This is a genomic window from Streptomyces sp. Inha503, from assembly GCF_047215865.1.
Lineage (GTDB): Bacteria > Actinomycetota > Actinomycetes > Streptomycetales > Streptomycetaceae > Streptomyces > Streptomyces lycopersici.
In genome coordinates this window covers 5,552,637-5,574,541 of record NZ_CP178360.1, presented here as the reverse complement: position 1 = coordinate 5,574,541, position 21,905 = coordinate 5,552,637, and the positions used below count along the sequence as shown (strand labels likewise).

At 72.4% G+C, this 21,905-nt stretch carries 20 protein-coding genes; 11 read left to right on the top strand and 9 right to left on the bottom strand.

Annotated elements, in window-relative coordinates; all coding sequences use genetic code 11:
* Positions 1-379: 379 nt before the first annotated feature.
* Both ACJX2R_RS22885 and ACJX2R_RS22880 read right to left on the bottom strand, forming a co-directional pair.
* A complete protein-coding gene (locus tag ACJX2R_RS22885) occupies positions 380-1,201 on the bottom strand; it encodes a purine-nucleoside phosphorylase (RefSeq protein ID WP_262699026.1) in 822 nt (273 codons plus the stop codon).
* Positions 1,202-1,398: 197 nt separating this feature from the next.
* Positions 1,399-1,836, bottom strand: a complete 438-nt coding sequence (locus ACJX2R_RS22880) for a gamma-glutamylcyclotransferase (protein ID WP_020870716.1) — start codon at positions 1,834-1,836, stop codon at positions 1,399-1,401.
* A 135-nt stretch (positions 1,837-1,971) separates the two neighbouring features.
* On the opposite strand from ACJX2R_RS22880, the gene ACJX2R_RS22875 reads away from it, so the two are divergent.
* Both ACJX2R_RS22875 and ACJX2R_RS22870 read left to right on the top strand, forming a co-directional pair.
* Positions 1,972-3,420 carry an NAD(P)H-quinone dehydrogenase gene (locus ACJX2R_RS22875; protein ID WP_413101644.1) on the top strand — a complete coding sequence of 483 codons (1,449 nt, stop codon included), beginning with the start codon at positions 1,972-1,974 and terminating at the stop codon, positions 3,418-3,420.
* Positions 3,421-3,557: 137 nt separating this feature from the next.
* Positions 3,558-4,553: a DeoR/GlpR family DNA-binding transcription regulator gene (locus ACJX2R_RS22870; RefSeq protein ID WP_371105972.1), complete on the top strand. Its 996-nt coding sequence runs from the start codon at positions 3,558-3,560 to the stop codon at positions 4,551-4,553.
* A 487-nt stretch (positions 4,554-5,040) separates the two neighbouring features.
* On the opposite strand, the gene ACJX2R_RS22865 is transcribed toward ACJX2R_RS22870, so the two are convergent.
* Complete coding sequence (locus ACJX2R_RS22865) at positions 5,041-5,634, bottom strand: TetR/AcrR family transcriptional regulator (protein ID WP_413101643.1); 594 nt, start codon at positions 5,632-5,634, stop codon at positions 5,041-5,043.
* Between the two features lie 147 nt (positions 5,635-5,781).
* Between ACJX2R_RS22865 and ACJX2R_RS22860 the strand changes: the two genes are divergently transcribed.
* Complete coding sequence (locus tag ACJX2R_RS22860; RefSeq protein ID WP_413101642.1) at positions 5,782-6,960, top strand: alpha/beta hydrolase; 1,179 nt, start codon at positions 5,782-5,784, stop codon at positions 6,958-6,960.
* A gap of 166 nt (positions 6,961-7,126) precedes the next feature.
* Here ACJX2R_RS22860 and ACJX2R_RS22855 read toward each other — a convergent pair whose 3' ends face one another.
* On the bottom strand, positions 7,127-8,875 hold the full coding sequence (locus ACJX2R_RS22855; protein WP_413101641.1) for an acetyl/propionyl/methylcrotonyl-CoA carboxylase subunit alpha: 1,749 nt from the start codon (positions 8,873-8,875) through the stop codon (positions 7,127-7,129).
* Positions 8,876-9,219: 344 nt separating this feature from the next.
* Between ACJX2R_RS22855 and ACJX2R_RS22850 the strand changes: the two genes are divergently transcribed.
* On the top strand, positions 9,220-9,672 hold the full coding sequence (locus tag ACJX2R_RS22850; protein WP_262699020.1) for a hypothetical protein: 453 nt from the start codon (positions 9,220-9,222) through the stop codon (positions 9,670-9,672).
* Positions 9,673-9,750: 78 nt separating this feature from the next.
* Here the strand turns inward: ACJX2R_RS22850 and ACJX2R_RS22845 are convergent, their stop codons facing one another.
* The 4 genes from ACJX2R_RS22845 to ACJX2R_RS22830 all read right to left on the bottom strand — a co-directional run bounded on the left by ACJX2R_RS22845 (position 9,751) and on the right by ACJX2R_RS22830 (position 12,636).
* A complete protein-coding gene (locus ACJX2R_RS22845; RefSeq protein WP_413101640.1) occupies positions 9,751-10,356 on the bottom strand; it encodes a Maf family protein in 606 nt (201 codons plus the stop codon).
* A gap of 224 nt (positions 10,357-10,580) precedes the next feature.
* Positions 10,581-10,712, bottom strand: coding sequence for a morphogenic membrane protein MmpB (mmpB, locus tag ACJX2R_RS22840; RefSeq protein WP_020870724.1), 132 nt, complete (start codon positions 10,710-10,712; stop codon positions 10,581-10,583).
* A gap of 94 nt (positions 10,713-10,806) precedes the next feature.
* Positions 10,807-11,013, bottom strand: coding sequence for an acyl-CoA carboxylase epsilon subunit (locus tag ACJX2R_RS22835; protein WP_413101639.1), 207 nt, complete (start codon positions 11,011-11,013; stop codon positions 10,807-10,809).
* A gap of 24 nt (positions 11,014-11,037) precedes the next feature.
* Entirely contained in the window at positions 11,038-12,636 is a 1,599-nt protein-coding gene (locus ACJX2R_RS22830; RefSeq protein WP_413101638.1) for an acyl-CoA carboxylase subunit beta, read from the bottom strand.
* A 245-nt stretch (positions 12,637-12,881) separates the two neighbouring features.
* Here ACJX2R_RS22830 and ACJX2R_RS22825 point away from each other — a divergent pair, with 245 nt between their 5' ends.
* From ACJX2R_RS22825 to hutH, 6 genes are all read left to right on the top strand, one after another.
* Entirely contained in the window at positions 12,882-13,769 is an 888-nt protein-coding gene (locus ACJX2R_RS22825) for a biotin--[acetyl-CoA-carboxylase] ligase (protein WP_262699016.1), read from the top strand.
* A gap of 146 nt (positions 13,770-13,915) precedes the next feature.
* A complete protein-coding gene (locus ACJX2R_RS22820; protein ID WP_262699015.1) occupies positions 13,916-15,094 on the top strand; it encodes an adenylate/guanylate cyclase domain-containing protein in 1,179 nt (392 codons plus the stop codon).
* Positions 15,095-15,376: 282 nt separating this feature from the next.
* Positions 15,377-16,906: a cytochrome P450 gene (locus tag ACJX2R_RS22815; RefSeq protein WP_413101637.1), complete on the top strand. Its 1,530-nt coding sequence runs from the start codon at positions 15,377-15,379 to the stop codon at positions 16,904-16,906.
* 144 nt (positions 16,907-17,050) lie between these two features.
* Positions 17,051-17,845, top strand: a complete 795-nt coding sequence (locus ACJX2R_RS22810; RefSeq protein ID WP_262699013.1) for an enoyl-CoA hydratase/isomerase family protein — start codon at positions 17,051-17,053, stop codon at positions 17,843-17,845.
* 312 nt (positions 17,846-18,157) lie between these two features.
* Complete coding sequence (locus ACJX2R_RS22805) at positions 18,158-19,270, top strand: diguanylate cyclase domain-containing protein (protein ID WP_413105931.1); 1,113 nt, start codon at positions 18,158-18,160, stop codon at positions 19,268-19,270.
* Positions 19,271-19,428: 158 nt separating this feature from the next.
* The gene (gene hutH, locus ACJX2R_RS22800; protein WP_413105930.1) at positions 19,429-20,967 is read left to right on the top strand and encodes a histidine ammonia-lyase; all 1,539 of its coding nucleotides are present in this window, start codon (positions 19,429-19,431) and stop codon (positions 20,965-20,967) included.
* Positions 20,968-21,029: 62 nt separating this feature from the next.
* Here the strand turns inward: hutH and ACJX2R_RS22795 are convergent, their stop codons facing one another.
* On the bottom strand, positions 21,030-21,335 hold the full coding sequence (locus ACJX2R_RS22795; protein ID WP_262699011.1) for a hypothetical protein: 306 nt from the start codon (positions 21,333-21,335) through the stop codon (positions 21,030-21,032).
* A gap of 99 nt (positions 21,336-21,434) precedes the next feature.
* Between ACJX2R_RS22795 and ACJX2R_RS22790 the strand changes: the two genes are divergently transcribed.
* Entirely contained in the window at positions 21,435-21,761 is a 327-nt protein-coding gene (locus ACJX2R_RS22790) for a hypothetical protein (protein WP_413101636.1), read from the top strand.
* Positions 21,762-21,905 lie beyond the last annotated feature (144 nt).

The window sequence follows — 21,905 nt, the reverse complement described above, 5'->3', positions numbered from 1 at the left end:
CGGGTGGTCGCGGGACGGCGGGAGGGGGTGGGGTCGGAGGGGTGGTGTCCTGGACGCTTACGTGTATTTGTGGCGCCAATCTCCGGCCCACGCAAGTCCCCGGCCAATGGCGCCGTAAATATACGGTCCAGGGCGCCGCCCCGGAGGCCCCGCCCCCGGCACCCACCACACAACCGACCGCGCACCCCGGCCCGGCCCAGCCCGCCCCCGGCCCGGCTCGCCCGCCCCCGGTCCAGCCCGTGCACCCCGGCCCGCGCCCGGCGCCTCGCCCCGCCACGCCCCGCGCCCCCGTCGCGCTTCGCGTACCTTCGCGCATCGCTGTTCAGTTAGCCAAGGGGTGAGTACCCGCGCAGAGCGCCGTGACGCCGCGCCCCCCGGATCAGAGGCGGTCGAGGACCTGGGACAGCAGGCTGCCCATGCGGGAGGCGGAGTCGCGGCCCGCCTGGAGGACCTCCTCGTGGTTGAGGGGTTCGCCCGTCATCCCGGCCGCGAGGTTCGTCACCAGGGAGATCCCGAGAACCTCCGCGCCCGCCTCGCGCGCCGCGATGGCCTCCAGGGTCGTGGACATGCCCACCAGGTCGGCCCCTATCGTGCGGGCCATGTTGATCTCCGCAGGGGTCTCGTAGTGCGGCCCGGGGAACTGGGCGTAGACGCCCTCCTCCAGGGTCGGGTCGACCTGCTGGCACAGGGCGCGCAGCCGCGGCGAGTACAGGTCGGTGAGGTCGACGAAGTTGGCGCCCACGATCGGTGAGGTGGCCGTGAGGTTGATGTGGTCGCTGATCAGTACCGGCTGGCCGGGGCGCATGCCCTCGCGGAGGCCGCCGCAGCCGTTGGTGAGGATGATGGTCTTGCAGCCCGCGGCGACGGCGGTGCGTACGCCGTGTGCGACGGCGGCGACACCACGCCCCTCGTAGTAGTGCGTACGGCCGAGGAAGACCAGCGCCCGCTTGTCGTTGATCCGGTACGACCGGATCCGGCCCGCGTGGCCCGCGACGGCGGGCGGCGGGAAGCCGGGCAGCTCGGTGACGGGGAACTCGTGCTCGGGCGACCCGAGGGCGTCGGTGGCGGGGACCCAGCCGGAGCCCAGGACCAGCGCGACGTCGTGGGTTTCCGCGCCGGTCAGCTCGCGCAGGCGGGTGGCGGCGGCGTCGGCGGCGGCGTGTGGGTCGCTCTGATTGTCCCAAGAAACTGATGCGTTCACGCGCACGAGGGTAGCCGGTAACTGCCTACGCGCGTAGACGGAGTCCGCCGAGGTGTTCGGATCGTTGCATTGCCGCGAGGCCCACGGCCGGACTCATGCGTCGCGTCGCCCCGGGCCGCGGGGGTAACCGGCGCAAAACGGGGGAACCGGCGGAGACCAGAGCAACCGGGAAACCAGCTCAACCGGAAACACCGGACTCAGCAGGGACGCTTCCGCAGCTCCATCACATAGTCGTGCGGCGCCCCCGCCGACTCCGCCGCGTCGGCGATCTCGCCCAGGTAGCGGGCCGAGGGCAGCCCGCCCTCGTAGCCGTTGAGGACGTAGAGCCAGGCCGCCTCGTCGCCGTCCAGCGTGTGGACGCGGATCCGCATCCGGCGGTAGATGTCGAGGCCGACGCCCTCCCAGCGGTCCATGGAGTCCTCGTCCATGGGGGCGATGTCGTAGAGGGCGACGAAGACCTGGGAGCGCGGGGCCTCCACGATCGTGGGGAGGGCGCCCTCCCAGCCCATCTGCTCACCGCCGAAGGTGAGGCGCCAGCCGTTCAGCCAGCCCGTTCCGCGCAGCGGGGAGTGTGGTGCGCGGCGGGACATCAGCCGCGCGTCGAGGTTGCCGGCGTACGCGGCGTAGAGCGACATGGGTCTGAGGGTACGGGAGTGGGGTGGAACGGCCCCCGGGGTGGGAGGTTTGGCGGGGGGTCGGTGAGAGGTTTCGTGCGGCGGTCGCCCCCCGCGGAACCCCCGGGCGGAAGGCATTCGAACCGGTGCGGGACAATGGAGCATGTGACTCGGATCGTGATCATTGGTGGCGGACCCGGCGGCTATGAGGCGGCGCTGGTCGCCGCGCAGCTCGGCGCGGAGGTGACCGTCGTCGACTGCGACGGTCTGGGCGGGGCGTCGGTGCTCACCGACTGTGTGCCGTCGAAGACGTTGATCGCCACCGCTGAGGTGATGACGACCTTCGACTCCTCCTACGAGGAGCTGGGGATCATCGTCGCCGACGACACCCCGCCGCTGGAGCAGGCGGCCCGGGTGGTCGGCGTGGATCTGGGCAAGGTCAACCGCCGGGTGAAGCGGCTCGCGCTCGCCCAGTCGCACGACATCACGGCCTCGGTCACCCGGGCCGGTGGCCGGGTCATGCGCGGCCGCGCGCGGGTGGAGCCGCAGCAGTCGCTGGACGGCTCGCGGCGGGTGGTCGTACGGGCCGCGGACGGCAGTGAGCAGACGCTGGTGGCGGACGCGGTGCTGCTGGCGACGGGCGCCCACCCGAGGGAGATCCCGGACGCGAAGCCGGACGGCGAGCGGATCCTGAACTGGACGCAGGTGTACGACCTGGACGAGCTCCCCCAGGAGCTGATCGTGGTCGGCTCCGGTGTCACGGGCGCGGAGTTCGCGGGTGCCTACCAGGCGCTGGGGTCGAAGGTCACGCTGGTCTCCAGCCGGGACCGGGTGCTTCCGGGCGAGGACCCGGACGCGGCCGCGGTACTGGAGGACGTCTTCCGGCGCCGGGGGATGAACGTGATGTCCCGGTCCCGTGCGCAGGCCGCCAAGCGGGTCGGGGACCGGGTGGAGGTCACGCTCTCGGACGGGCGGGTCATCTCCGGCACCCACTGTCTGATGGCGGTCGGCTCGATCCCGAACACGGCGGACATCGGCCTGGAGGAGGCCGGGGTCAAGCTGGCGGAGTCGGGGCACGTCCTGACCGACAAGGTGTCCCGGACCAGCGCGCCGGGGATCTACGCGGCCGGTGACTGCACCGGTGTGCTGGCGCTGGCGTCGGTGGCGGCGATGCAGGGCCGGATCGCGATGTACCACTTCCTCGGGGACGCGGTGGCCCCGCTGAACCTGAAGACCGTCTCGGCGAACGTCTTCACCGACCCCGAGATCGCCACGGTCGGCTACTCGCAGGCGGACGTGGACGGCGGGAAGATCGACGCCCGGGTGGTGAAGCTGCCGCTGCTGCGCAATCCGCGGGCGAAGATGCAGGGCATCCGGGACGGCTTCGTCAAGATCTTCTGCCGTCCGGGCACCGGCATCGTGGTCGGCGGTGTGGTGGTCGCGCCGCGGGCGAGCGAGCTGATCCACCCCATCTCGCTGGCGGTGGACAACAACCTGACGGTGGAGCAGATCGCCAAGGCCTTCACGGTCTACCCCTCGCTGTCCGGGTCGATCGCCGAGGTGGCCCGGCAGTTGCACACCCGGAAGACTCAGGAAGAGTCATAGACCCGGTCCTTATAGCACTCCGTGCCCTCACAGATGTACAACTTCTGCTAATTGGTGCAAGCTGCTGAAAACAGACGGTCGTTGGCATTACTGTCAGTTTCGTGTTCGCTGCAGAACGTCGCCAATTGATCCTTGAAATGGTGCGTGCGAACGGAGCGGTGTCGCTCCGGGAGCTCGCCCGCGTCGTCCAGACCTCCGAAGTGACCGTCCGGCGTGATGTGCGGGCACTGGAGGCAGAAGGACTGCTCGACCGCCGGCACGGCGGTGCGGTGCTGCCGGGCGGATTCACCAGGGAGTCCGGCTTCCCGCAGAAATCCCATCTAGCGACCGCGGAGAAGACGGCCATCGCCGATCTCGCGGCCGGTTTCGTCGAGGAGGGCGAGGCCGTCGTCGTCGGCGCCGGGACCACCACGCAGGAGCTGGCCCGCCGGCTCGCGCGGGTTCCCGGGCTGACCGTGGTCACCAATTCCCTGCTGGTCGCACAGGCGTTGGCGCATGCCAACCGGGTCGAGGTCGTGATGACCGGCGGCACCCTGCGCGGCTCCAACTACGCCCTGGTCGGCAGCGGCGCCGAGCAGTCCTTGCAGGGGCTGCGGGTCTCGCGCGCCTTCCTGTCCGGCAGCGGGCTGACCGCCGAGCGCGGCCTGTCCACCTCCAACATGCTCTCGGCCAGCGTCGACCGGGCGCTGGTCCAGGCGGCGGCGGAGGTGGTCGTGCTCGCCGACCATACGAAGCTGGGCACCGACACCATGTTCCAGACGGTGCCCACCGATGTGATCACACGGCTGGTGACCGATGAGCCGCCCGGCCATGACGACCGTGCCCTGACCGAGCTCCAGGCCCTCGCGGACCAGGGGGTTCAGATCGCCGTGGCCGGGCCGGGCGCGGGGTCCGGCCCGGCCGGGGGCGGTGAGGGCGGCGGTTCGGCGGGGCGGCAGTCGGGGCGGCTGGGTCCGTCGCAGGGCCGTGGCGGTGGCGGTGGCGGTGGCGAGGAGGGCCTGCCGCTGCCGGGGCCGCGCCGTAACCACCCCCACCCGCCGGGTGGGCCCGGCTCCGCTCAGCTGCGCACCGCGGTGCCGCTGGCCGAGCAGCAGCCGGGGCGGGTGGCGGATCTGGCGCCGCGCCGCCGCTAGGGGGTGTCCTACGGCTAGGAGGTGTCCTGCGGCTCGGGGGTGTCCTGCGGCTCATGACGCCTGCGGCGGGCCGTTCCCCTACCCGCCCCTTCCCGTAACCGGGGCTCCGCCCCGGACCCCGGGGTCGTCCAGGGCGAAGCCCCTGCCCCCCGGCTCCGCCGCGCGGTCCGCCGGACACCCTGTGGCGAGTGGTCGCCGACGGGCGTCAGCGGGCCCGGAGACCCGGGCGTCGGCGGGCCTTCGGCTGTCGGTGGGCCGTGGGGCCCGGGTGTCGGTGGGTCTTGAGCCCCCGGTGTCGGTGGGTCTTGAGCCCCTAGTGTCGGTGGGTCTTGAGTCCGGGGTGTCGGTGGGTCTTGAGCCCCCGGTGTCGGTGGGCCTTGAGTCCGGGGTGTCGGCGGAGCTTGAGACCGTGGTGTCAGCGGGCCGTGTGGCCCGGGTATCGGCGGGCCTTGAGTCCGGGGTGTCGGTGGGCCTCGAACCCCCGGTGTCAGCGGGCCTTGAGGCCCGTGAAGGCCAGTGCCAGCAGCCGGTCGGCCAATTCCGGGTCGTCCGGCGACTGCTCCACGGCCAGTGCGATGGCGTTCGTGAGCTGCATCAGATCGGCGATGACCACATCGGACCGGACGGCACCGCTCTGCTGGGCGCGGGCGAGCAGTTCGCTGCCCGCCTCGCGCAGCGGCAGACCGCAGCCGCGGGACAGCTCCGAGGTCTCGTCGCCCGAGCAGGCCATCAGGGCCTGGGAGAGCCCGCGGTAGGTGCTGGCGTGGTCCACGATGGCGCGCAGCCAGTCGATCAGCGCATGACACGGCCGCGGCGCCTGGGCCAGCTCCCGCGACCGCTCAAGCAGGGCACATATCTCGCCCTGGAAGACCGCGCCCATCAGCGCGGTGCGGTTCGGGAAGTGGCGGTAGAGCGTGCCGATGCCGACACCCGCGCGGCGTGCGATGTCCTCCAGCGAAGCGTCGGTACCGTGCTGGGTGAAGGCCGTGCGCGCCTCGGCCAGCAGCCGCTCGTAGTTGCGGCGCGCGTCGGCGCGCATGGGGCGCGGTGGCGTCTGCGCCGTGGCTGTCTCCATCGCCATCGCGGTCCTCCCTGCCGTGCCTGCCCGTGGGTCAAGCATGCCATTTCGTGACCGCAGGCACGCCCTGGCCAGGCAACGCGGGTGCCGGAGGCGGCATCAAACAGGGCGGCGGCACCGTGCGTTGCGGCCCGCCGGAGTGGAAGAGCTATGGGACTGACCAGTCGATCACTCGAGTATGTGGCGATCGCCTTCGCCGTGGCGTGTGCGGGGCTGACGCTCTGGCTGTGGCCGCGCTTCGCGGGCCGGGGCGTACGGGCCTGGGCGGGCCGGCTGGCCGCCCTCGCCGTCACCCAGTGCGCGATCGTGGCCGCCCTGGCCCTCGCGGTGAACAGCACCTTCCAGTTCTACGGTTCCTGGGACGAACTGCTGGGCGAGGACGATGCGGCACCGGCGGCCCTGTCCCATGTGCAGGGCGGCGCCGCGGGGCCGGTCGGGGAGTCGGGCGGTCTGGTGCGGCCCGCCCCGCCGCAGGGGCTGAACACGGTGCACGGGCTGCCGAGCGGGCCGCCCGCCAGGGCGGGCGAGGTCGAGTCGGTGCGGATCCTGGGCCGCCGCAGCCAGGTGGCCAGCCCGGCGTATGTCTATCTGCCGCCGCAGTACTTCCAGCGCCAGTACGCCCGGCAGCGCTTCCCCGTGATCGTGGCGATCAGCGGTTACCCCGGCGGATCCTTCCTGCTGGCCCAGCATCTGCGGCTGCCCCAGACCGCGGGCGGGCTGATCCGCACCGGGGCGCTGCAACCGGCCGTCATCGTGATGGTGCGGCCCACGATCGCCCCGCCCCGCGACACCGAGTGCGTGGACGTTCCCGGCGGCCCCCAGGCCGAGACGTACTTCGCCCGGGACCTGCCGGAGGCGCTGCGGGCGCACTACCGGATCGGCCATGACCCCAGCGCCTGGGGCGTGCTGGGCTATTCGTCGGGCGGCACCTGCGCCCTTCAGCTGACCCTGCGTCATCCCCGTGTCTACGGCGCGGCGGTGGCCCTGTCGCCCGACTACCGCGTGGTCAACGACCCCACCACCGGCGATCTCTTCGGCCCGGGCCCGGCGGGCGAGCGCAGGAAGCGGGAGCACGATGTGCTGTGGCGGCTGCGCCATCTGCCCCAGCCGCAGGTGTCGGTGCTGGTGGCCTCCAGCCGCCGGGGCGAGTCCGACTACGGCGCCACTCGCGACTTCCTGGCCGCGGTCCGGCCGCCGATGAGCGCGCAGTCGATCATCCTGGACCGGGGCAGCCACAACTTCCGCACCTGGCGCCGCGAACTGCCCACCGCCCTGCGGTGGCTGAACGGTCAGCTGACCTTCCCGCAGGACGTGGTGCACGGCCGCTGAGCGGGGCGTATCCGTATGCCCCCATGACGGCGGGCCCCAGCCGGAATCATCCAGCTGGGGCCCGCCGTCATGGGGCATGTGGTGGGGCGGTCGGCCCTCGGCCTTCGCCTCGGTCCTCGACCTTCGCGTCAGCCCTTGGTCTCCCCGTCAGTCCCTGATCTTCGCGTCAGTCCTTGATCTCGCAGATGACCGCGCCCGAGGTGAGGGACGCGCCGACCTCGGCGGCCAGGCCCTTGACCGTACCCGCGCGGTGGGCGTTGATGGGCTGCTCCATCTTCATGGCCTCCAGGACCACGACGAGGTCGCCCTCGGCCACGGTGTCGCCCTCACCCACGGCGACCTTGACGATGGTGCCCTGCATCGGGGAGGCCAGGGCGTCGCCGGAGGCGGCGGAACCGGACTTCTTGATCGCCTTGCGCTTCGGCTTCTTCGAGCCGCCCGCGGGGGCGGTGGCCACGCCCAGCGAGGCGGGCAGCGAAACCTCAAGACGCTTGCCGCCGACCTCGACCACGACCGTCTCACGGCCGGTGGGTTCCTCGGTCTCGTCCGTCCCGGTGGGGGTGAACGGGGCGATGGTGTTGTTGAACTCGGTCTCGATCCAGCGGGTGTGGATGGTGAACGGCTCGCTGGTGAACGCGGGGTCCTTGACCACCGCCTGGTGGAACGGGATCGCGGTGGCCATGCCCTCGACCTGGAACTCCGCCAGGGCGCGCGCCGCGCGCTCCAGGGCCTGCCTCCGCGTGGCGCCGGTGACGATGAGCTTGGCCAGCAGGGAGTCCCAGGCGGGGCCGATGACGCTGCCGGACTCCACGCCCGCGTCCAGCCGGACACCCGGCCCGGTCGGCGGGGCGAAGGAGGTCACGGTGCCGGGGGCGGGCAGGAAGTTGCGGCCCGGGTCCTCGCCGTTGATGCGGAACTCGAAGGAGTGGCCGCGCACCTGCGGGTCGCCGTAGCCGATGGCCTCACCGTCGGCGATGCGGAACATCTCACGGACCAGGTCGATGCCGGTGACCTCCTCGGTGACCGGGTGCTCCACCTGGAGCCGGGTGTTGACCTCCAGGAAGGAGATCGTGCCGTCGTTGCCGACCAGGAACTCCACCGTCCCGGCGCCGACGTATCCGGCCTCTTTGAGGATGGCCTTGGAGGCGGCGTAGAGCTGGGCGTTCTGCTCTTTGGTGAGGAAGGGGGCGGGGGCCTCTTCGACGAGTTTTTGGTGGCGGCGCTGGAGGGAGCAGTCGCGAGTGGAGACCACGACCACGTTGCCGTGGGTGTCGGCCAGGCACTGGGTCTCCACGTGGCGGGGCTTGTCCAGGTAGCGCTCGACGAAGCACTCCCCACGCCCGAACGCGGCCACGGCCTCGCGGACGGCGGAGTCGTAGAGCTCGGGGACCTCTTCCATCGTGCGGGCGACCTTCAGGCCGCGGCCGCCGCCGCCGAAGGCCGCCTTGATGGCGATCGGCAGGCCGTGCTCCTCGGCGAAGGCCACGACTTCCTCCGCCCCGGAGACGGGGTCGGGGGTGCCGGCGACGAGGGGGGCGCCGGCGCGCTGGGCGATGTGGCGGGCGGCGACCTTGTCGCCCAGGTCGCGGATGGCGTGTGGCGGGGGGCCGATCCAGGTCAGGCCCGCGTCCAGGACGGCTTGGGCGAAGTCGGCGTTCTCGGAGAGGAATCCGTAGCCGGGGTGGACGGCGTCGGCGCCGGATTCGGTGGCCGCGGCCAGGACCTTGGCCTGGTCGAGATAGCTGGCTGCCGGGGTGTCACCGCCCAGCGCATAGGCCTCGTCGGCCGCGCGCACATGCACAGCGTCCCGGTCCGGATCGGCGTAGACGGCTACGCTCGCGATCCCGGCATCCCGGCAGGCACGGGCAACACGGACAGCGATCTCGCCACGGTTGGCGATGAGCACCTTGCGCACGATGGCTCCCTCCTTGAAACAAGCCGAGTTTAGGTACAGGCAACACCTCGCGCCGAGCAGACCCCGGGCGTGAGCTTGACCACACGGAGCGTGAACCTCGCGCTGGACGAACGTCCGGCTCCCCCGTCGCTCCACGGTACGCCCGGTTTTCGGGGCCATGGCGCGGTCCGCGATGTGGGCAAGGTCTCCGGCACGCCGTGCTGCGGCGCTTCACGTTTCTTTGTGGAGACCCTACGAATGCCGGACGGAAACTTTGCCACGGCGTTCAGCTCGTCCACACCTCTTGTGGCGGCGCTTACCCGTTAGTAGCGTGCTTCGGCACTGACAGAGTGGAGGGGATCGCGGTGGCGCGCAGACCAGTGGCCGCGGTGGCGGCAGTGACGCTGATGGTCGAGGCGGTCGGCATAGCGCTGCTGAACTGGATCCTCGGCCTTGTCGTGGACCGTCAGCAGATGTCCTTGGGCGGCATGGACACCGACGCGATGTCGATCGGGACCTGGGTCGCGGGCGGCCTCTTCGGCCTCTATCTGCTGGTGTGCGGGGTGGTGCTGCTGCGCACCGCCGTGCGCGACCGCGCCCCCGGCCGCCTGGCCCGCATCCTGCTCATCACCTGTGCGGTGGTGCACGGGCTGTTGGGCGCGTTCTCGGTCGGCCTGGTGGGCTGGGCGGCGTTCGCGTTCATGATGGTGGTGCTGGGGCTGATCGTGCTGAGCCTGCTGGGGTACGAGGCGGAGCCGCCCGCCGAGCCCTCCGCGGAGGCCGCGGGCGGCGGACACGACGCCCCCAGCCCGGCCTGAGCCGGGGAAAGGTCCAGGGAAAGACCTAAGACGAGTCCAGGGAAACGCCTAGCCGGGATTCCCTAGTCGCTTACTCGCTTAGTCGCTCCAGAGGTCCGTGATCCGCACGTCCAGTTCGGCGAGCAGCCTGCGGAACAGCGGCAGGGACAGCCCGATCACGTTTCCGGAGTCGCCCTCGATGCCGTCGATGAACGGCGCCGAACGGCCGTCGAGCGTGAACGCGCCCGCCACGTGCAGCGGTTCGCCGCTGGCGACGTACGCCGCGATCTCCTCGTCCGTCGGCTCGCCGAAGCGGACGGTGGTGGACGCGGTGGCCGAGGTGCGGCGGCCGTTCGCCGTGTCGATCACGCAGTGCCCGGTGTGCAGCACCCCGGCCCGGCCGCGCATCGACTTCCAGCGGGCGGTGGCCTCCTCGGCGTCCATCGGTTTGCCGAGCGCCTGGCCGTCGAGCTCCAGCACCGAGTCGCAGCCGACGACGAGGGAGCCGGCCGTCTCCGGAAGCCCGGCCACGGCGGTGGCCTTGGCCTCGGCCAGCACCCGGGCCAACTCGGCGGGGGTCTCGGCGCTGATCGCGTCCTCGTCCACCCCGCTGACGATCACCTTCGGGGCCAGTCCGGCCTGCCGCAGCAGCCCGAGCCGGGCGGGCGAGGCGGACGCGAGGACGAGAGTGCGCTGCGCAGTCATGCGCACCAGGGTAAGCCGGTCCCGGAGAGGGGCCGGGGGCCAGGGCCACTTGCTCCGGGGTGTCCGGCGGATCTGTCCCCTCCCCGCCCCTTCCCGACACCTGTCGTATGCGGCTCCGCCGCGTGGGGGCTCCGCCCCAGACCCCGGTATCCAGGGGCGAAGCCCCTGGTAACGGGAAGGGCGGGAGGAGACAGCCCGCCGCAGGCGTACGCGTACCCCCCTGGCTAGGGCCACATCCCCAGGATGCACATCGCCAGCAGCACGGAGACGGTCAGCACGGTGCGGGCGCGGCGGAGCATGGCCTCGGCGCGCCGCAGTTCCTCGGGCGGCTCATCGGGCGGCTCGGACCACAGCATGAATCCGATCCTGAGGCCGGAGACGCCGGGGCGCCTGAGTACGCGTACTCAGGCGCCCCGGCGCGAAGCTGCCATCCGGCCCGCCGCGGGCCGCTCAGGCGGGCCAGTAGGTGGTGCGCCAGGCCTTGGGGCCCGGGTGCGGCACCCGGTGGCTGGGGACGATGCGGGCCGGGTCGGACCACTCCTCCGGATCGTCATCGGTCTGCGCAGCGGCCATGGCGGCCGCCGCGCGTGCTTGCACCACCGCCAGAGCGGCGGCCAACTCCTCGGGGGTCGGGTTGCCCCGGACAATGCGGATCATGGAAACAGCCCTTCGCTCGGGGGGCTAGAGGGGGATGTTGCCGTGCTTCTTCGGGGGCAGCGCCTCGCGCTTGTTCCGCAAGGTCCGCAGGCCGCGGACGATGTGGCGGCGGGTCTCGGAGGGCATGATCACAGCATCCACATACCCCCGCTCGGCCGCGATATACGGATTCAGCAGGGTGTCCTCGTAGTCCGCGATCAGCTCGGTGCGGGTGGCCTCCGGATCGTCGGAGGAGGCGATGGTGCGCCGGTGGAGGATGTTGACCGCGCCCTGGGCGCCCATGACCGCGATCTGGGCGGTCGGCCAGGCCAGGTTGAGGTCCGCGCCCAGGTGCTTGGAGCCCATCACGTCGTACGCGCCGCCGAACGCCTTGCGGGTGATGACCGTGATCAGTGGCACCGTGGCCTCCGCGTAGGCGAAGATCAGCTTGGCGCCGCGCCGGATGATGCCGTTGTACTCCTGGTCGGTGCCGGGCAGGAAGCCGGGCACGTCCACGAAGGTCAGGACGGGCACGTTGAACGCGTCGCAGGTGCGCACGAAGCGTGCGGCCTTCTCGGAGGCGTCGATGTCCAGGCAGCCGGCGAACTGCATCGGCTGGTTGGCCACGATGCCCACCGGGTGGCCCTCGACCCGGCCGAAGCCGGTGATGATGTTGGGCGCGAAGAGCGCCTGGGTCTCCATGAACTCGTTGTCGTCCAGCACGTGCTCGATGGCCTTGCGCACGTCGTACGGCTGGTTCGCCGAGTCCGGGATGAGGGTGTCCATCTCCCGGTCCTCGTCCGAGACCTCAAGATCGGCCTGGTCGGGGAAGGCCGGGGGCTCGGAGAGGTTGTTGGAGGGGAGGTAGGACAGCAGCGCCTTGACGTACTCGATGCCGTCCTTCTCGTCGCCGGCCATGTAGTGCGCGACACCGGAGGTGGTGTTGTGGGTCCGGGCGCCGCCCAGCGCCTCGAAGCCGACGTCCTCACCCGTGACCGTCTTGATCACATCCGGTCCGGTGATGAACATGTGCGAGGTCTGGTCGACCATCACCGTGAAGTCGGTGATCGCCGGGGAGTAGACCGCCCCGCCCGCGCACGGGCCCACGACCAGGCTGATCTGCGGGATCACCCCGGAGGCATGGGTGTTGCGGCGGAAGATCTCGCCGTACATGCCGAGCGAGACCACACCCTCCTGGATGCGGGCGCCACCGGAGTCGTTGATGCCGACGACGGGGCAGCCGGTCTTCAGCGCGAAGTCCATGACCTTGACGATCTTCTCGCCGAACACCTCTCCGAGCGCCCCGCCGAAGACCGTGAAGTCCTGGGAGAACACGGCCACCGGGCGGCCGTCGACCGTGCCGTAGCCGGTCACGACCCCGTCCCCGTAGGGCCGGTTCTGGTCGATGCCGAAGTTGGTCGAGCGGTGCCGGGCGAACTCGTCGAGCTCGGTGAAGGACCCCTCGTCCAGGAGGAGGTCGATGCGTTCGCGCGCGGTCAGCTTGCCCTTGGCGTGCTGCTTCTCCACGGCGCGCGCGGACCCGGCGTGGGTCGCTTCTTCGATGCGGCGCTGAAGGTCCGCGAGCTTCCCCGCGGTGGTGTGGCGGTCTGGAATCTCGGGGGCGGTCTCCGGCTCGGTGGACATCGGGATGCGGCTCCTGCTCGTCCTGGGGGTGGATACGGCGGGGTCTTCAGGATCGGGGGAAGGCGGGGAACGGGGACGGGGTCGTACGGGTCGTGATCGTGATCAGAAGGGGCCTGTCGGGTTTCGGGGGTTCCGGACCGTTCGGCGGCTTTGCGCTGGCTGGGCTACCGGCACGTAGCGTATCGGCGGCACCGCTTGGTGGCAGTGCGTCGTTGGCCACACCTCCTGACCCTAGGCTGGCCCCCATGACGCCTTCTGACACCTCAGGGAGCCCAGGTGACGCGCGCGGACGCTGGTCCGACCTGGAGCGGCCACCGCTGAACGCCGCCGCGCTGCGCCGGGGGCTGGTGCGCCCCGGCGGGCTGTGGACCGAGCTCGAGGTGGTGCGGGCGACCGGCTCGACCAATACGGATCTGGTCACCCGGGCCCGGGCCGGGGCCCCCGAGGGCGCGGTGCTCATCGCCGAGGAGCAGACCGCGGGGCGCGGCCGGCTCGACCGCGCCTGGACGGCCCCGGCCCGGTCCGGGCTCTTCTTCTCCATCCTGCTACGGCCCGGCGGCGCGGGCGTGCCCACCGAGCGCTGGGGCTGGCTGCCGCTGCTGGCCGGGGTCGCGGCGGCCGGGGCGCTCAGCCGTACGGCGGGTGTGGACACCGCGCTGAAGTGGCCGAACGACCTGCTGGTGACGGTCGCGGGCGAGGAGCGGAAGTTCGGCGGGATCCTCGCCGAGCGGGCCGGGGACGCGGTGGTGATCGGCATGGGGCTGAACGTCTCGCTGCGCGCCGGTGAACTTCCCGTTCCCACCGCCGGGTCGCTGGCCCTGGCGGACGCCGTCTCCACCGACCGCGATCCGCTGCTGCGGGCCGTGCTGCGCTCGATCGCCGAGTGGTACGGGGAGTGGCGCCGCTTCGAGGGCGACCCGGGGGCGAGCGGCCTCCAGGAGACGTACGCGGCGGGCTGTGCGACCCTCGGGCGCCAGGTGCGCGCCGAGCTTCCGGGCGGCCGGGAGCGCGTCGGCGAGGCGGTCGCGATCGACGGCGACGGGCGTCTGGTTCTGGCCACAGAAGGCGGGGTTCAGGAGCCGGTCTCCGCCGGGGACATCGTGCATCTACGCTCCGTACCGAGGGAGGAATGACCCTCCCGCGCAAGAGTGAGCTACGGCACACCTGACGTATCGTGGTCGCGGTCGGTCCAGCTCGGAGCGGCTGTGGGCGAGCTCGGGACCGGGCCGGGAAGAGGGAACGGAAGGGCAGTGCGCAGGGATCGGACAGGGGGCGGGCGGTGACCGCCGACGACGCGGGTTCCGGCACGGCCGAGGAGCGCGAGGTGCTGGACGCCGCCGCGCCCGACGGGGCCGTACGGGACACCGGGGCGCGGGAGGACGCCGCCGCGGAGACCCCCGACGACGAGGACCAGCCGGACCCCATCGCGCTCCGGCTGGAGCAGCTGATCCTCGGCGCCGAGCGGCGCTACACCCCCTTCCAGGCCGCCCGCAGCGCGGGCGTCTCGGTCGAGCTGGCCACCCGCTTCTGGCGGGCCATGGGCTTCGCCGACATCGGCCAGGCCAAGGCGCTGACCGAGGCCGACGTACTGGCGCTGCGCCGGCTGTCCGGTCTGGTCGAGGCCGGGCTGCTGAGCGAGCCGATGGCCATCCAGGTGGCGCGGTCCACCGGCCAGACCACCGCCCGGCTGGCCGACTGGCAGATCGACTCCTTCCTGGAGGGGCTCACCGACCCCCAGGAGACCGGGATGACCCGGACCGAGATCGCCTATCCGCTGGTCGAGCTGTTGCTGCCGGAGCTGGAGGAGTTCCTGGTCTACGTCTACCGGCGCCAGCTCGCGGCCGCGACCGGCCGGGTGGTGCAGGCGGCGGACGACGTCGAGATGGTGGACCGGCGGCTGGCGGTCGGCTTCGCGGACCTGGTGAGCTTCACCCGGCTGACCCGGCGTCTTGAGGAGGAGGAGCTCGGCGAGCTGGTCGAGGCGTTCGAGACCACGGCCGCCGACCTGGTGGCGGCGCACGGCGGACGGCTGATCAAGACACTGGGCGACGAGGTGCTCTACGCGGCCGACGACGCGGGCATCGCCGCCGAGATCGCGCTGCGCCTGATCGAGACGCTGACGCATGACGAGACGATGCCCGAGCTGCGGGTCGGGATCGCGTTCGGCACGGTCACGACGCGGATGGGCGATGTCTTCGGCACGACGGTGAACCTGGCCAGTCGGCTGACGTCCATAGCCCCCAAGAACGCGGTCCTGGTGGACGGCGCGTTCGCCGAGGAGCTGAGCCGCACCGGGGAGGCCCCGGTGTCGGAGGCGGAGGCCGCGGAGGCGGCCGCCGCGGCGGAGAAGGAGGGCGAGGAGCCGCCCTCGTACCGCTTCGCGCTCCAGCCGATGTGGCAGCGGCCGGTGCGTGGCCTCGGGGTCGTGGAGCCGTGGCTGCTGAGCCGTCGCGCGTGAGCCGGTGCCGAGCCGGTGCGGGGCGGGCGGTTCGGGTGCGTCCGGATTCCTTCCGTGGGGTGCGTTCGGGGGCCTTCCGGGCGAGTGCGTCCGGATCGTTCCCGCGGCTCCGGCCGGATCATTCCGGTGGCGCTGACCGGATCACTGAACTGGGCGCGGCGCGGGGCCTGTTGGGCTAGCCTACGTCCGCAAGATCCACTCGGTGGATCCCAGGTCCTGTCGTCGAAGTAGCACCGTCCGCGTCCGCCCGCGGGGTGGGCCCGGCGGTGTCCAGGAGCACGTGTGACCCAGCTTTACGATTCGAGTGCTCAGCGTCCGGGCGCCTTACCTCCGCCGGGCTGTCCCGCCCACGGGGAGACCGGTGCCGAACCGCTCCACGCGCCCGAGTTCGGCGCGGACCCCTTCGCGGTCTACCGGCGGCTGCGCGAGGCCCACGGCCCGCTCGCGCCGGTGGAGCTGGACAGAGGCGTACCGGCCATGTTGTGCCTGGGGTACGACACGGCGCTGGAGGTCATGCGGCGCCCCGAGACCTTCTCCAAGGACCCCCGCCACTGGCGGGACAGGAACGAGGGCCTGCTGTCCGAGTCCAGCTACGCCCCGCAGGTCATCAGGCCCCGGCCGCAGGTCGACTTCGTGGACGGCGAGGAGCACCGGCGGCTGCGCGGCGCCATCGAGGACACCACCGGCCGGATCGACTCCAGCGCCCTGCGGAACTATGTCGAGCGCATCGCCGACTCGCTGATCGACCAGTTCTGCGAGGCGGGCGAGGCCGAGCTGATCGGGGCGTACTGCGCACTGGTCCCGATCATGGTGACGAGCCAGCTCTTCGGCTGCCCGCAGGAGATCATGGACCGGCTGCTGCGGGGCGTGGCGTCGTTCATCGACGGCTCGGACCCCTTGGGCGGGGACCGGACCTCGGGCGCGGCCCTGCACGAGCTGATCGACCTCAAGCGGCACGAGCCGGGCGCGGACATCACCTCCTGGCTGATCGCCCATCCGGCGCGGCTGAGCGATGAGGAGCTGGTCGAGCAGCTGCTGCTGCTGATCGGGATGGTGACCGGGGTGGTGCCCGGTCTGATCGGCAACGCGCTGCGGGTGCTGCTCACCGACGAGCGGTTCTCGGGCGAGCTGATGGGCGGCAGCATGCTCGTCGAGGACGCCCTGGACGAGGTGCTGTGGACGGACCCGCCGCTGGCCAACATGGGGCTCTACTTCCCGGTGCACGACACCAACCTCGCCGGGAAGCGGCTGCGCGCGGGCGACGCCGTGATGATCAGCTTCGCGGCGACCAACCGGGACGCCCTGCTGCGATCCCCGCACAAGCAGGGCAACCGGGCCCATCTGGCGTTCGGCGCGGGCGCCCACGCGTGCCCCGGCCGGTCCTCGGCCCGGCTGATCGCCTCCGTAGCGCTGGAGAAGCTGCTGGACCGGATCCCCGATCTGGCGCTCGCCGGGGAGGTCGAGGAGCTGAGGTGGCTGTCCGGGATCTTCGTACGGGGGGTGATCACGCTGCCGGTGCGGTTCGCTCCCGTTCCCAGGCCGGGGAGCCGGCGCGGTGCGCCATCCGCCGCCCGCCCGGGGGAGCCGGGGCCGCAGGGCCAGCCGGGTCAGCCGGGCCAGCGGCAGGAGGTGCCGCCGGGGGCGCCTCCGCCGCCGCCCATCCCGCCGATCTCGCTGCCGTTCGCCACCGACGCGGCGTCCGCTGCTGAGGCTACGACGGGATCGGGGGCGGACCCGGAACAGGCGGAGGACGGGCAGAAGCAGCAGTCGATCCTGCTGGGCTTCCTGAACCGGTGGCGGCGGGCCCGCTAGGGGGTGGGTGTCCGCCGGACAGCCCGCCCGGCGGCTGTGGTGGGCGTCGGCTCCCGTCCGGGTGGCTCACAGGTTCCGCGGGCCCCCCAGAGCTGGAATGATCGCGGACAGTGTGTTCACGGTCGTTAACCGGGAGGGTGCGTGATGAGTGAGCAGCGGTACGGGGAGTGGGTCGCGGTCCGCAGGGACGGCTTCGTGGCCGAGCTGGTGCTGGACCGGCCCAAGGCCATGAACGCCGTCTCGTCGGAGATGGCGCGCTCCATCGCGGCGGCCTGCGCGGCGCTGTCCGAGGACCGTGACGTCCGGGCCGTGGTGCTGACCTCGACCCATGAGCGGGCCTTCTGCGTGGGCGCCGACCTCAAGGAGCGCAACTCGCTCACCGACGCCGAGATGATGCGGCACCGGCCGGTCTCCCGCGCCGCCTACACCGGGGTGCTCGAACTGCCGATGCCCGCCATCGCCGCGGTGCACGGCTATGCGCTGGGCGGCGGCTTCGAGCTGGCCCTGTCGTGCGACGTGATCGTCGCCGACCCCACCGCCGTGGTGGGGCTGCCCGAGGTGTCGGTCGGGGTGATCCCGGGCGGCGGCGGCACCCAGCTGCTGCCGCGCCGGGTGGGCGCCGCTCGCGCCGCCGAGCTGATCTTCTCCGCGCGCCGGGTGGCCGCCCCCGAAGCCCATGCGCTGGGCCTGGTGGACCGGCTGACGGCGGAGGGCGAGGACCGGACCGAGGCGCTGGAGCTGGCCCGGGGCATCGCCGCCAACTCCCCGGTCGGCGTGCGGGCCGCCAAGAAGGCCCTGCGGCTGGGGCAGGGGCTGGATCTGCGGGCCGGTCTGGAGGTCGAGGACGCGGCGTGGCGGACGGTGGCCTTCTCCGGCGACCGCGCGGAGGGTGTGGCCGCCTTCAACGAGAAGCGTCCGGCGAACTGGCCGGGGGAGTGACGGCCCCGGACCGGGAGGTGGCGGACTTTTCGGCAGGGGGAGTACCGGGCCCGGACCGGGGAAGTTGACCGGATCCGGGGAGTGGCCCCGGCCCGGGGGAGCGAAGCGGTCACCGGGGGTGACCGTTCGCTCGGATACCCGGGGTGAACGGCCCGCAGCGGATTGTTCTCGACGTTCTTACGCTGGAGAGCAGAGCGAACGATGCATCGCCGTGAGGAATGCGAGGCCGTCGTGACGGACAACGGGGAGATCGGCGGACGGCCCGGTGGGGTCGACGGACGATTGCGGGCCGTCGTGCGGCTCGCCCAGGAGATGGCGGCGGCGCACACCCCGCAGGAGTCGATGGGCGCGGCGGCCGAGGCGGCCCGCCGCGCCCTCGGCGGCAGCTTCGCGGCGATCTCGATGTGGGAGCGCGAGCGGGGACGGCTACGGGTCCTGGTGAACGTGGGCGAGCTGATGGCGGGCGAGGAGCGGCTGCCGGAGGACGAGTCGTACCCGGTGCACGACTTCCCGGAGATCGCCGAATTCGTGCATGAGCACTGGGCCGCGGGCGGGGAGCCGCACGCCTGGGTCGAGACGGCCGAGGGGGTGGGCACCGGCGTCGGCGTCGGCTCGGCCCCGCCGAGCGGCAGCTGGGGAAGGGTCGCCGCGCTGCGGCGGCGAGGGCGCGGCAGCTGTGTGGTGGCCCCGATCGTGCTGCACGGGCGGGCGTGGGGCGAGCTGTACGTGGCCCGGGCGGCCGGGCGGCCCGTCTTCGACCGCGACGACGCCGACTTCGCGACCGTGCTGGCCTCGGTGACCGCCGCCGGGCTGGCCCAGACCGAGCGCCTGGAGGAGGCCCGCCGCCTCGCCTTCACCGATCCGCTGACGGGCCTCGGCAACCGGCGGGCGGTGGACATACGGCTGGACGAGGCGCTGGAGGCGCATCACGCGGACGGCACGGTGGTGAGCCTGGTGGTCTGCGACCTCAACGGCCTCAAGCGGGTGAACGACACGCTCGGCCATGCGGTCGGCGATCGCCTGCTGGAACGGTTCGGCTCATTGCTGTCCATATGCGGCGCGATGCTGCCCGGGGCGCTGGTGGCCCGGCTGGGCGGCGATGAGTTCTGCCTGCTGGGGGTCGGGCCCCCGGCGGACGAGGTGGTCCGGGTGGCCGACGAGCTGTGCCGGCGGGCCGCGGAGCTGGAGCTGGGCGAGGGGGTGGCCTGCGGGATCGCCTCCACGGGCGATCCGATCGGCCCCGTGCCGTCGGCCCGCCGCCTCTTCCGCCTGGCGGACGCGGCCCAGTACCGGGCGAAGGCGGCGCGCTCACTGAAGCCGGTTGTGGCGGGTCGGGATGGCGGCGCGGAGGACGCGGTGATCCGCCTCGCCGATACGTCTCCCGCCCACCCGCCGGAACGCCGCCGCTTCCGAGGCCGCCGCTAGCTCCTCACCGCGTCCTCGTTCCCCACCCCGCCCCTTCCCGATACCGGGGGCAGGCACCCGGCCCCCCTTGGGGCTTGGGGCCGGTTCGGGGAGGGGGGTGGGGAAGGACAGCGGGGTGACAGGTGGGGATTCACTCTCTAGGGTTCCTGAATATGGATATGCACACTGTGGTGGTGGGAACGTCCGGAACGACCGCCGACGATGTCATCGCCGTAGCCCGCGGCACCGCGCGGATCGAGATCTCCGAGGCGGCGCTCGACGCCATCTCCGCGGCGCGGCAGGTGATCGACGACCTCGCGGCCAAGCCCGAGCCCGTCTACGGCGTCTCCACCGGCTTCGGCGCGCTGGCCGTGCGCCACATCAGCCCCGAGCTGCGCGCCCAGCTCCAGCGCAACATCGTGCGCTCGCACGCCGCCGGCATGGGCGCGCGGGTCGAGCGCGAGGTGGTGCGGGCGCTGATGTTCCTGCGGCTCAAGACGCTCGCGTCCGGCCGGACCGGCGTCCGGCCCGTCGTGGTCGAGACGATGGCCGCGCTGCTCAATGCCGGGATCACCCCCGTCGTGCACGAATACGGCTCGCTGGGCTGCTCCGGCGACCTGGCGCCGCTGTCCCACTGCGCCCTGGCGCTGATGGGCGAGGGCGAGGCGGAGGGGCCCGACAAGACCGTGCGGCCCGCCGCCGAGCTGCTGGCCGAGCACGGCATCGAGCCGGTCGAGCTCCGCGAGAAGGAGGGCCTGGCGCTGCTCAACGGCACGGACGGCATGCTCGGCATGCTGATCATGGCCTGTGCCGACCTCGCCCGGCTCTTCACCGTCGCCGATGTGACCGCGGCCCTCTCGCTGGAGGCGCTGCTCGGCACGGACCGCGTCCTCGCGCCCGAGCTGCACGCCATCCGCCCCCACCCGGGGCAGGCGGCCAGCGCCGCCAACATGCTGCGGGTGCTGGCCGGTTCGGGGCTCACCGGGCACCACCAGGACGATGCGCCGCGCGTCCAGGACGCGTACTCGATCCGCTGCGCCCCGCAGGTCGCGGGCGCCGGCCGGGACACCCTCGCGCACGCCCGGCTGGTCGCCGAGCGCGAGCTGGCCTCCGCCGTGGACAACCCCGTGGTGCTGCCCGACGGGCGGGTGGAGTCCAACGGCAACTTCCACGGCGCGCCCGTCGCGTACGTCCTGGACTTCCTGGCCGTCGCCGCGGCCGACCTCGCCTCGATCGCCGAGCGCCGCACCGACCGGCTGCTGGACAAGAACCGCTCCCACGGCCTGCCGCCCTTCCTGGCCGGTGACCCGGGCGTGGACTCGGGGCTGATGATCGCCCAGTACACCCAGGCCGCGCTGGTGAGCGAGATGAAGCGGCTCGCGGTGCCCGCCTCGGTCGACTCCATCCCGTCCTCCGCGATGCAGGAGGACCATGTCTCGATGGGCTGGTCGGCGGCGCGCAAGCTGCGTACGGCGGTGGACAGCCTCTCCCGCGTCCTGGCCGTCGAGCTGGTCGCCGCCACCCGGGGCATCGAGCTGCGCCAGGGTCTTGAGCCCGCGCCCGCGAGCCGGGCGGTGCTGACGGCGGTGCGCCGGGCGGGCGTCGAGGGGCCGGGCGAGGACCGCTATCTGGCGCCGGATCTGGCGGCTGCGGACGCGTTCGTACGATCCGGTGAGCTGATCGAGGCCGTGGAGTCGGTGACCGGCCCCCTGGACTGACCTGGTGCACTGAACCGGGCCGGGGGTCGGTGCGCCTCCGATACGGCTCCCGAGCCCAGGGGCTAGTACGCCTCCGGGCGGGTGCGCCGCACGGAGGCGGTCACCATCGCCACACCCAGCCCCAGGAAGGCCGTGCCGCCGAAGAGGTACGGGGTGACGTCCACACTGCCGGTGTCGGCCAGATCCCCGTCGGGTACGGCCTCGGTCCTGGGCCCGGACCCGGGCGAGCCCTCGGCGGTCCGCGAGGACGCCGATGACGATCCCGGGTCCTCCACGGTGGCGTTGGCGGACGGGACGAACCACAGGGCGCACAGCAGCGAACCGGCAGCGGCGGCGGTCAGCAGCGGTCGGCGTGCGTTCAACGGCATCCTCCTTGAGGCTGCGGCAAATTGACCCCGTGCGCCGATCGTAGTGACAACTGCGGGTCGTGCGGAAGCGAGACGGGTCGGCCCCCTAACCTCCGTCGCATGACGAGTACCGAGACATCACGTTTTGTCCGGCTTCGTGTGGAGCTCGTGGTCGAGATCGCCGATGCGGACCGGCTACGGCGCGCGGCGTACGAGCGGATCGACGGCGACGAGTCCATGGCCGCCGAGGAGCGGGGCCACGCACGCCGCATGGTGGAGTCGGACGAGGCCGAGGCGCTGGCCTATCTGGTCGAGCCGTTCGAGCTGGTGGAGGAGGTGCCGGGGGTCGAACTGGCCCAGGCGTCCTGGAGCAGCGAGCACGTCGACTACGATCCTCGCTCCGCCGAGTGGTCCGGGGCCTTCGCCGGCCTGGACGAGGACGACTGAGCCCGGAGGGCCGGATTCCGGGCGGCGAAGGCCACGCGAAGGCGACGAAGGCGACGAAGACGGCTGAGCCGTGCGGGTCCGGATGCCGGCGGGTCTTACGCTTGACTGGCGCCTTCGCCAAGTGGTCTTGCGCACAGTTTTACT

Coding starts and splice junctions, on each gene's coding strand:
- ACJX2R_RS22880 (WP_020870716.1), bottom strand. CDS start 1,836: ATGTCGCTCTACGCCGCGTACGCCGGCAACCTCGACGCGCGGCTGATG.
- ACJX2R_RS22875 (WP_413101644.1), top strand. CDS start 1,972: ATGGAGCATGTGACTCGGATCGTGATCATTGGTGGCGGACCCGGCGGC.
- ACJX2R_RS22870 (WP_371105972.1), top strand. CDS start 3,558: ATGGTGCGTGCGAACGGAGCGGTGTCGCTCCGGGAGCTCGCCCGCGTC.
- ACJX2R_RS22865 (WP_413101643.1), bottom strand. CDS start 5,634: ATGGCGATGGAGACAGCCACGGCGCAGACGCCACCGCGCCCCATGCGC.
- ACJX2R_RS22860 (WP_413101642.1), top strand. CDS start 5,782: ATGGGACTGACCAGTCGATCACTCGAGTATGTGGCGATCGCCTTCGCC.
- ACJX2R_RS22845 (WP_413101640.1), bottom strand. CDS start 10,356: ATGACTGCGCAGCGCACTCTCGTCCTCGCGTCCGCCTCGCCCGCCCGG.
- mmpB (WP_020870724.1), bottom strand. CDS start 10,712: ATGCTGTGGTCCGAGCCGCCCGATGAGCCGCCCGAGGAACTGCGGCGC.
- ACJX2R_RS22835 (WP_413101639.1), bottom strand. CDS start 11,013: ATGATCCGCATTGTCCGGGGCAACCCGACCCCCGAGGAGTTGGCCGCC.
- ACJX2R_RS22830 (WP_413101638.1), bottom strand. CDS start 12,636: ATGTCCACCGAGCCGGAGACCGCCCCCGAGATTCCAGACCGCCACACC.
- ACJX2R_RS22825 (WP_262699016.1), top strand. CDS start 12,882: ATGACGCCTTCTGACACCTCAGGGAGCCCAGGTGACGCGCGCGGACGC.
- ACJX2R_RS22810 (WP_262699013.1), top strand. CDS start 17,051: ATGAGTGAGCAGCGGTACGGGGAGTGGGTCGCGGTCCGCAGGGACGGC.
- ACJX2R_RS22805 (WP_413105931.1), top strand. CDS start 18,158: ATGGCGGCGGCGCACACCCCGCAGGAGTCGATGGGCGCGGCGGCCGAG.
- hutH (WP_413105930.1), top strand. CDS start 19,429: ATGCACACTGTGGTGGTGGGAACGTCCGGAACGACCGCCGACGATGTC.
- ACJX2R_RS22795 (WP_262699011.1), bottom strand. CDS start 21,335: ATGCCGTTGAACGCACGCCGACCGCTGCTGACCGCCGCCGCTGCCGGT.
- ACJX2R_RS22790 (WP_413101636.1), top strand. CDS start 21,435: ATGACGAGTACCGAGACATCACGTTTTGTCCGGCTTCGTGTGGAGCTC.